At 35.7% G+C, this 9,385-nt stretch carries 4 protein-coding genes and 1 pseudogene; all 5 read left to right on the top strand.

All coding sequences use genetic code 11. The annotated features are described in order from the left end of the window. Positions 1–3,533, top strand: a 3,533-nt coding sequence (locus tag ACECE_RS27190) for an RHS repeat-associated core domain-containing protein (protein ID WP_010681109.1), incomplete at its 5' end; no start/stop codon positions are given. Between the two features lie 15 nt (positions 3,534–3,548). Next, on the top strand, positions 3,549–4,376 hold the full coding sequence (locus ACECE_RS0210190; protein ID WP_010681108.1) for a hypothetical protein: 828 nt from the start codon (positions 3,549–3,551) through the stop codon (positions 4,374–4,376). Positions 4,377–4,865: 489 nt separating this feature from the next. Further along, complete coding sequence (locus ACECE_RS31715; protein ID WP_010681107.1) at positions 4,866–7,505, top strand: RHS repeat-associated core domain-containing protein; 2,640 nt, start codon at positions 4,866–4,868, stop codon at positions 7,503–7,505. A gap of 20 nt (positions 7,506–7,525) precedes the next feature. Then, positions 7,526–8,269, top strand: a complete 744-nt coding sequence (locus ACECE_RS0210180; protein ID WP_010681106.1) for a hypothetical protein — start codon at positions 7,526–7,528, stop codon at positions 8,267–8,269. 208 nt (positions 8,270–8,477) lie between these two features. Beyond that, positions 8,478–9,385: pseudogene (locus ACECE_RS27180) on the top strand (sugar-binding protein); the annotation flags it as partial.

Genomic DNA, 9,385 nt, shown 5'->3' with positions numbered 1-9,385 from the left:
GGACTTTGACTTCAACACAAAAGATAATGCAATATAATTCACTTGGAAATATGGTTTATGTGCAAAATATGATGAATACGCTCACAGATACCACAGATGATATATGTGATCTGTATTCATACAATGTAGTAAGCTCAAAGGTTGAAACGCAGTGCCAACAAAGATATAATGGAAATGAAGCAATAACAACTCATGCAAGCTACGACAAAAACGGCAATACTGTTTCAACTACAGATGGAAATAGTGTACAGACAACTTACCAGTACGACGAGCTTGACAGGATGAAATTCTCTACAGTGACTGCATGTGGTGTGGTTCATGACACTACATACGATTATGACTTAAACGGCAACCTCATAAGGACTGTGGATTGGAGAGACAATGCCAATAAATACGAGTATGACGCCTTAAACAGGCTTTACGAAAAGACAGATCCTATGAATGTAGCTTATGAAAAGCTGGAATACAATGCCCGCAGCTTGCAGGATAAATCCTATGATGCATATAACAGGCTCACAGAATATGATTATGACTGTAACGGAAGGCTTGTATCCACAACAGACCCGGAACTGCACGTGGCGAGTCAGGAATATGATAACATGGGCAATGTGCGTGTCAAACGTGATGGGGAAGAGAATGAAATTAAGTATGAATATGATATTTTAGGAAGGTTGGAGCATGTATATAATGATGAGTTGGCCACTATTCCAATGTCTAACTACACCTACTATATAGACGGAACATTAAAGGAACAGAACCTTGGAGGCTATGTAACAACATACTATTACAACGCATCTGGAAAACTCAAAAGGGTATGTGATCCAAACGGAATAGGAGTAGCATCAAAGACTGAAACTTATGAGTATACACCCACAGGAGAGCTGATGGAAAAGCTCGATAGGAATGGGAAAAATACAACCTATGAATATGACTGTCATGGAAGGATGATAAGCCAGTTTACAGGCGATAGCAGCACATATGTACAGATAACAGTGCCGAATGAATCAACTGACATGGGATATGACGGAAACGGAAATCTCAAAAAGATAATAGTTGAGACAAAGGAAAATGGGGTTTTACAGAGCAGAGTCACAACGCAGAGAATCTACGATGAACTGAACAGGGTAAAAACAAAGACAGAAACATCAGTAGATGCAAACAACAATACAATAGTCATGGGTCCCGTAACATACAATTATGATATAATTACAGGAGTAAATGCAGGAGAAGTAAAGGAACAAAGTGTATACCCTGGAAGCAATAGCGTAGATAAGGTCTACGATGCGGCAGGAAGATTGAAGACAGTGACATCTGACGGACAAACAACCGTATATGATTACTATGATGATGGAAGAAGAGAAAGTATAACAAACAACGATAATTTCAGACAGGTATACACATATTATGATGACGGGCTGTTGGATACCCTTACAAATCAAGTTAAGGACAGTCAGGGAGTATTTGCAGAGTCAGAATACTATAAGTACTGCTATGATGGAGCCCATAACATGACCCAGAAGCAGGAACGTTTAGGAGGACCAACAGAGCCAACAGAGACAACAGAGACAACATCCTACGACTATGATTGCATGAACAGGCTGAAAAACATATATGAGCCTGATATAAATACTGCACAAAGAACAATAGCCTATACCTATGATTCAAGAGGAAACAGGAATACAGAGATAGAAACCATAACGGCAACCAATGAGGTGACATATACAAAATATGAATATACCGATAATAACAGGATTCAATATGTGACCAAGAGAGAGGATGACCAATACGGAAATATAATACAGAAAAGACTGTATCTCCATGACAGCAATGGCAACCTGAAAAATGTATATGACATAACAAATGGACCAAGCACGATAACCACCAATACCTATACTCTGTTAAACCAGCTCAAGACTACTTTGACAACAGGTATAAACCAGCAAATGGGAAATACATACAATGCAGAGGGAAAGAGAGTTGCAAAAACAGTAGACGGAACGACTGCAAGATACTTCTATGAGTATGACAATGTGGTATTTGAATACACAAACAGTGGGACAATAAGCGCATTCAATGTAATAGGAACCAACCTTATATCAAGGGAAACAGGAACTGACAAGGTATACTATTTCTACAACGGACATGCTGATGTTACAGCCCTGCTGGATGCTACGACAAAAAATATCCGCTCACAGTACAAGTATGATGAATTCGGCAATATAACCTCTGAGACCTACTATGACAGCACTGGAGTAGAGACAATAGATGAGAATGAAATAATAAAGAGCCAGATATTGTATGCCGGATACCAATACGATGAGGAATCAAAGTACTATAACCTTCAGGCAAGATACTATGATCCGCAAACGGCAAGATTTTTACAGCAGGATACATATATGGGTAGTGCAAATGATCCATTGAGTTTGAATCTGTATGCATATTGCCATAATGAGCCTATAATGTATGTTGACCCGACAGGGTATGCTGCAAAGACAGCTGCTGATTTGTTGTACGATATTTTAAATCAAAAAGAAGTATATGAAGAGGAGCAAGAAGGGCGCGATAAACTAAATTGGTGGAACCCAAAAAAGTATGTTAGAACAAAAGCACAAGAAGATGCTGCAGAAAAAGCAAGTAAAGATAGAAAGCTAATACTTGAAACGAAGGAATATAAGAATAATTCTCAATTTAAGGAGGCATATGATAAATACCTTAAGAAAAGCAATGGTGGTACAGGTGAAGATGTTAGTTCATTAGTAGCAATTCTAACCTATTCCCAGAAAGTGGGACCTTCGTACCCTGATGCCTCTACTGGAGAAGCAAATAATAGTTCTAGCAATTCATCTTCTAAGGGGACGGGTAATGCTGGGGGATTAGTTACACTACAAAATTTAGATGATTTTGGTTTTTATATGGGATCAACTCCCACAGAAAGACAATCAAATTTAGCAGAATTAAATCGTATATTGGAAAATTATCATATAAATACACCTCTTCGTATTGCATTTTTTCTAGGCGAAGCTGCACACGAATCTTCGTTTGGTAGTAGAACGCTAGAAAAATTTAATGGTAGTTCACCAGAAACTTATTTTAATAATAAATACTCTAATAATTCCGATTTGGGAAATAAAGGTGGAAATGATGGAGAATTATTTAGAGGCTCTGGTTATATTCAAATAACTGGCAGAGATAATTATCAGAGATTCGCTAACTACATAAAGGATCAAAGTATTATGAAAGATGGATATCAACTAATAGGTGGAGTTTATAATAAACCTGTCAGCCAAATTAAGCCTGGAGAACTTGGTGTTATAGATGTTGGTGAATATGCCTGGGAAGCAACTGGGTGGTTTTGGGAATATGGCAGCGCTACTGGCAAAAATTTGAATAATTTAGCAGATAATAAGGATTATCATGGAGTGTTAAATGGAATTAATTCGAATGATACAGGAAGTTTGCAAAAAAGAAATTCAAATATAAATAAAATATATAAAATACTGACAGGAAGCGAATTAGGTCTTCCTACTAAGTAAGAAGAGGTGAGTAATATGAAATTTAAAGCTTATAGTTTAATTATTATAGTATTTGTTTTTTTATCTTTTCTGTTGTATAACATCGAATTTCGTAGTGAAAGCAATCATCAACAGAAACTTGGCAGTGCTAATAATCAACAACAGGAATCAGACTTCCCGTTTATAAAAATTACCCCAATCAACAGTTTCTATAATAATGAGTATTATGGGAAAATACTTAATTATAGAATTAACTCAAATGTAGTGAATGGGGACAAAAAGTATATAGTTGATTACAACGTAGAATATCCTCAGTTGTATAATATTAAAAATATAAGCGTTCTACAAGAAGTTAATAATCAACTGAAAATGATACTGTTCAAAGATGATTATAATGAAATTTTAAATGACTTTAGTTCAATAATAAATAAAAAAATTGAAGGAGTACGATCTGAAAAAGGCACTTGCAAAATTTATTTATTTGATGATGAACATATTTCACTCAGATATAATTGTTATTTCTATACCGGTGGGAAGCCAATAACCGTAGACCGTCTATTAACAATAAATTTGACAACTGGAAAATCAGTTAATTTAAAAGACTTTGTCAACATAGATAGTATTATTAGAAATATTGAAAATTTAAAATTTGATATTGTAGAAGGTTCTTATACAGATGGCTTTGGAACTGGAAAAGAGGTTGAAAGGATTTCTAGCTTTATTGAAGCATTTCAGGAATCTATCAAAGGTGACACTACAGAATTTTCTATGGACAAAAGTTATTTATATCTTAATTTTCCATACCAAGATTCTTTGAATGGCTATATGTTGTTGCGATTTAACCTAAACGATTTGGAACAATAGAAAAGCTTCAGTGCCAACTTTCTCAAAATGATAAAGGAACACTGTATTTAGTCTATTGAGTTATGGTTATAATTCTCAAACATTTGATAACAAAGAAAAGTAATTGTAGAAAATTATTGATGGCGGTTGTCTTCGGATGACCGTCTTTCCTTACCCTGTAAACCTATAAAAAAATGTCAAAGAACACTGTAAAAAAATTATTAAAATCTTAAAATCTGAAAACGAGCCAAAGTATAAAAGTATAAAAGGAAATTATAGATATCAATTATTGATCCTTAGTAAACGGTAAAAACGGTTCTTTCCGGAGTTAGTTGAATTAACAACATCGTGATTCATACAATAATATTTTTGATTTCAATAATTCAAAAAAATAACCTTTTTTACCAAGAAAATAGCCTATGGTCTGGAAACTAATCAGACCATAGGCTTTATTATCGTATTTTAAAATTAAAAGGCTATTTATCGCCATAATGCGTTCTGCACTTACTGATGGAAAAGCTCGATAGGAATGGGGAAAATACAACCTATGAATATGACTGTCATGGAAGGATGATAAGCCAGTTTACAGGCGATAGCAGCACATACGTACAGATAACAGTGCCGAATGAATCAACTGACATGGGATATGACGGAAACGGAAATCTTAAAAAGATAATAGTTGAGACAAAGGAAAATGGGGTTTTAAAGAGCAGAGTCACAACGCAGAGAATCTACGATGAACTGAACAGGGTAAAAACAAAGACAGAAACATCAGTAGATGCAAACAACAATACAATAGTCATGGGTCCTGTAACATACAATTATGATATAATTACAGGAGTAAATGCAGGAGAAGTAAAGGAACAAAGTGTATACCCTGGAAGCAATAGCGTAGATAAGGTTTACGATGCAGCAGGACGGTTGAAGACAGTGACGTCTGACGGACAAACAACTGTATATGATTACTATGATGATGGAAGAAGAGAAAGTATAACATACAACGATAATTTCAGACAGGTATACACGTATTATGATGACGGGCTGTTGGATACCCTTACAAATCAAGCTAAGGACGATCAGGGAGTATTTGCCGAGTCAGAATACTATAAGTACTGCTATGATGGAGCCCATAACATGACCCAGAAGCAGGAACGTTTAGGGGGGCCAACAGAGCCAACAGAGACAACATCCTACGGATATGATTGCATGAACAGGCTGAAAAACATATATGAGCCTGATATAAATACTGCACAAAGGACAATAGTCTATACCTATGATTCAAGAGGAAACAGGGATACAGAGATAGAAACCATAACGGCAACCAATGAGGTGACATATACAAAATATGAATATACCGATAATAACAGGATTCAATATGTGACCAAGAGAGAGGATGACCAATACGGAAATATAATACAGAAAAAACTATATCTCCATGACAGCAATGGCAACCTGAAAAATGTATATGACATAACAAATGGACCTAGCACGATAACCACCAATACCTATACTCTGTTAAACCAGCTCAAGACTACCGTGACAACAGGTATAAACCAGCAGATGGAGAATACATACAATGCAGAGGGAAAGAGAGTTGCAAAAACAGTAGACGGAACGACTGCAAGATACTTCTATGAGTATGACAATGTAGTATTTGAATACACAAACAGCGGAGCAATAAGCGCATTCAATGTAATAGGAACCAACCTTATATCAAGGGAAACAGGGACTAACAAGGTATACTATTTCTACAACGGACATGCTGATGTGACAGCCCTGCTGGATGCTACAACAAAAAGTATCCGCTCACAGTACAAGTATGATGAATTTGGTAATATAACCTCTGAGACCTACTATGACAGCACTGGAGAAGAGACAATAGATGAGAATGAAATAATAAAGAGCCAGATATTGTATGCCGGATACCAATACGATGAGGAATCAAAGTACTATAACCTTCAGGCAAGATACTATGACCCGCAAACGGCAAGATTTTTACAGCAGGATACATATATGGGTACAATAGCTGACCCGTTGAGTTTGAATCTGTATGCATATTGCCATAATGAGCCTATGATGTATGTTGATCCAACAGGGTATGAATCAATTAATGGTCAGAGTATCGGAAACTATACTGGTAGTCAATATGGCGCATATGGAAATGTCAGAGATATTGTTATGGCTATTAGTGGTAATAATAATGTTCTTTGGGATAGTAAGACGAGCACAGCTACTATAATAATCAACAATCAAGATCCAAATAGTCAGAATATTAGGACAACAATTAAGTATGATTTGGGGAGAAATAAAAAAACTGTTATAATTGATAATAAAGATGGCTCAAGCAGTACGAAGGTGACAAATGAAACTGCATATGTTGTAGATGGACGTATTCAAGGATATGTTAATGAAATTGCGTCTTATGCAGGCGTAACAATAAAGGATAGTAATACTGTTGTACCTAAAAAAAGTATAAATATAAATTCTGCTACTAAGGGGACGGGTAATCTCGTTACTGCTGATCAACTGAAAAACTTTGGATGGCCTGATACAAGTGCTTCATTTGTAAAAGAATTAAACGATACTCTTCTTAAATACGGAATTACTGACATAGAAAGTATACGCCTATTCATGGCTACAATGGCAGCAGAAAGTGGTTGGGGAAAGAATACATTAGAGCAAGGTAGTAATGCTTATTTTGCAAATAAAAAGTATGGAAAAAATGAAAGAGGGGCAGGATATATTCAGATTACATGGAGAAATACGCATTTAGCATTTCTTAAGTCAATGAATGATTCTTTTTCAGGTGCTGATACAGCTACATATATAGCAAATAAATATCCGATGGAAGCGTCAGCTTGGTTCTGGAGTAATATGCAGAAAACTGGTGAGGGTAACCTTAATGCATATGTGAATAAAAATGGCGGCGATTTAGGGATTTTTCTTATTACTCAATATTATGTAAATGGAGTTCCTCAGGGAATAGATAAAGATTTAAGCTCAATAAGAAAAGGAGGTTCATTTACGATAAACAAAGATAAAAAAGGAAATAGTGTTTCATTAAGCGTCAACGGCAATACATATAGTCTTCCTAATGGTTGGGATGACCGAGTAGATGCATATAATAAAGCCGTTAATGCGTTTAAATAGTTGGGGAGGGATTGAATATTATGAAAAGGGTTATCTTGATATATTTCTTTGTTGTTATGACTATGTTGTTTGTAGGATGCAAATCAGGCAATGTAATTGATAATCAAACAAATAAGCCTGTAAAAATCAAATCAAACAATGTAACTGACTACAAAGTGAATATGAAGGAATATATATCGTATAACAAAAAGAATAAACCATTCAAAGTGAAGTATGCACAAATATCAGGTGTAGGTAATGAAAGCATAGAGGGTCGCATAAATCAAACACTCAAGTCATCAATAACTGAGTGGATAAATAAAGACTGCGAATGGTTGGATGAAAGTCAGATAGCTGTAAAATACAAAAATTCAAAATATTTATCCTTATGTTATACTACTGAATTGAAGGATGATAGAGGTGAGGATTATATGAGTACCTATACTCGTATTGGGGTAACCGTGGATATGCAAACTGGGGACAGAGTATTTTTAGGTGATTTATTCAAGAATACTGCTAGTCTGAAAGAAAAATTAGAAATTTATAATTACGGAAATGAAATTTCACCTCCGATAGATTCTGATGATGCGAATAAAATTCTTCATTATGCTTCAATTTCTGAAAAGAAATATTTTGAAGAAATTTATAAGACTGACCCACTTGTATACGATTATACGTTTACATATATTAGAGCAAAACCATCTTTCTATTTAACAGATGAACAATTAGTGATTACAAGAGATGAAAATAAATTTAATGATGTATATATTGATTTTAAACCATAGATTTGAGGTTTAATGACGGTTGTCTACACGATGACCGTCTTTCTTTTTTCTACGAACGTAAGCGGTAAACTATTTTTCGAGCCGGAGGGTCTTGTGTTCTTGTGTTTGTGTTGACATTCTACACGTGTTTCATGACACCTACTATATAGACGGAACATTAAAGGAATAGAACGAGGTAGATGGGACTTTGACTTCAACACAAAAGATAATGCAATATAATTCACTTGGAAATATGGTTTATGTGCAAAATATGATGAATACGCTCACAGATACCACAGATGATATATGTGACCTGTATTCATACAATGTTGTAAGCTCAAAGGTTGAAGCGCAGTGCCAACAAAGATATAATGGAAATGAAGCAATAACAACTCATGCAAGCTACGACAAAAACGGTAATACTGTTTCAACTACAGATGGAAATAGTGTACAGACAACTTACCAGTACGACGAGCTTGACAGGATGAAATTCTCCACAGTGACTGCAGGTGGTGTGGTTCATGACACTACATACGATTATGACTTGAACGGCAACCTCATAAGGACTGTGGATTGGAGAGACAACGTCAATAAATACAAATATGACGCATTAAACAGGCTTTACGAAAAGACAGATCCTATGAATGTAGCTTATGAAAAGCTGGAATACAATGCCCGCAGCTTGCAGGATAAATCCTATGATGCATATAACAGGCTCACAGAATATGATTATGACTGTAACGGAAGGCTTGTATCCACAACAGACCCGGAACTGCACGTGGCAAGTCAGGAATATGATAACATGGGCAATGTGCGTGTCAAACGTGATGGGGAAGAGAATGAAATTAAGTATGAATATGATATTTTAGGAAGGCTGGAGCATGTATATAATGATGAGTCGGCAACAACTCCAATATCAAGCTACACCTACTATATAGACGGAACATTAAAGGAACAGAACCTTGGAGGCTATGTAACAACTTACTATTACAACGCATCTGGAAAACTCAAAAGGGTATGTGATCCAAACGGAATAGGAGTAGCATCAAAGACTGAAACTTATGAATATACACCCACAGGAGAGCTGATGGCAAAGCTCGACAGGAATGGGAAAAATACAACCTATGAATATGACTG

The sequence above is a fragment of the Acetivibrio cellulolyticus CD2 genome (assembly GCF_000179595.2).
Taxonomy (GTDB): Bacteria; Bacillota; Clostridia; order Acetivibrionales; family Acetivibrionaceae; genus Acetivibrio; species Acetivibrio cellulolyticus.
This window is presented reverse-complemented; position numbering and strand designations above follow the sequence as displayed.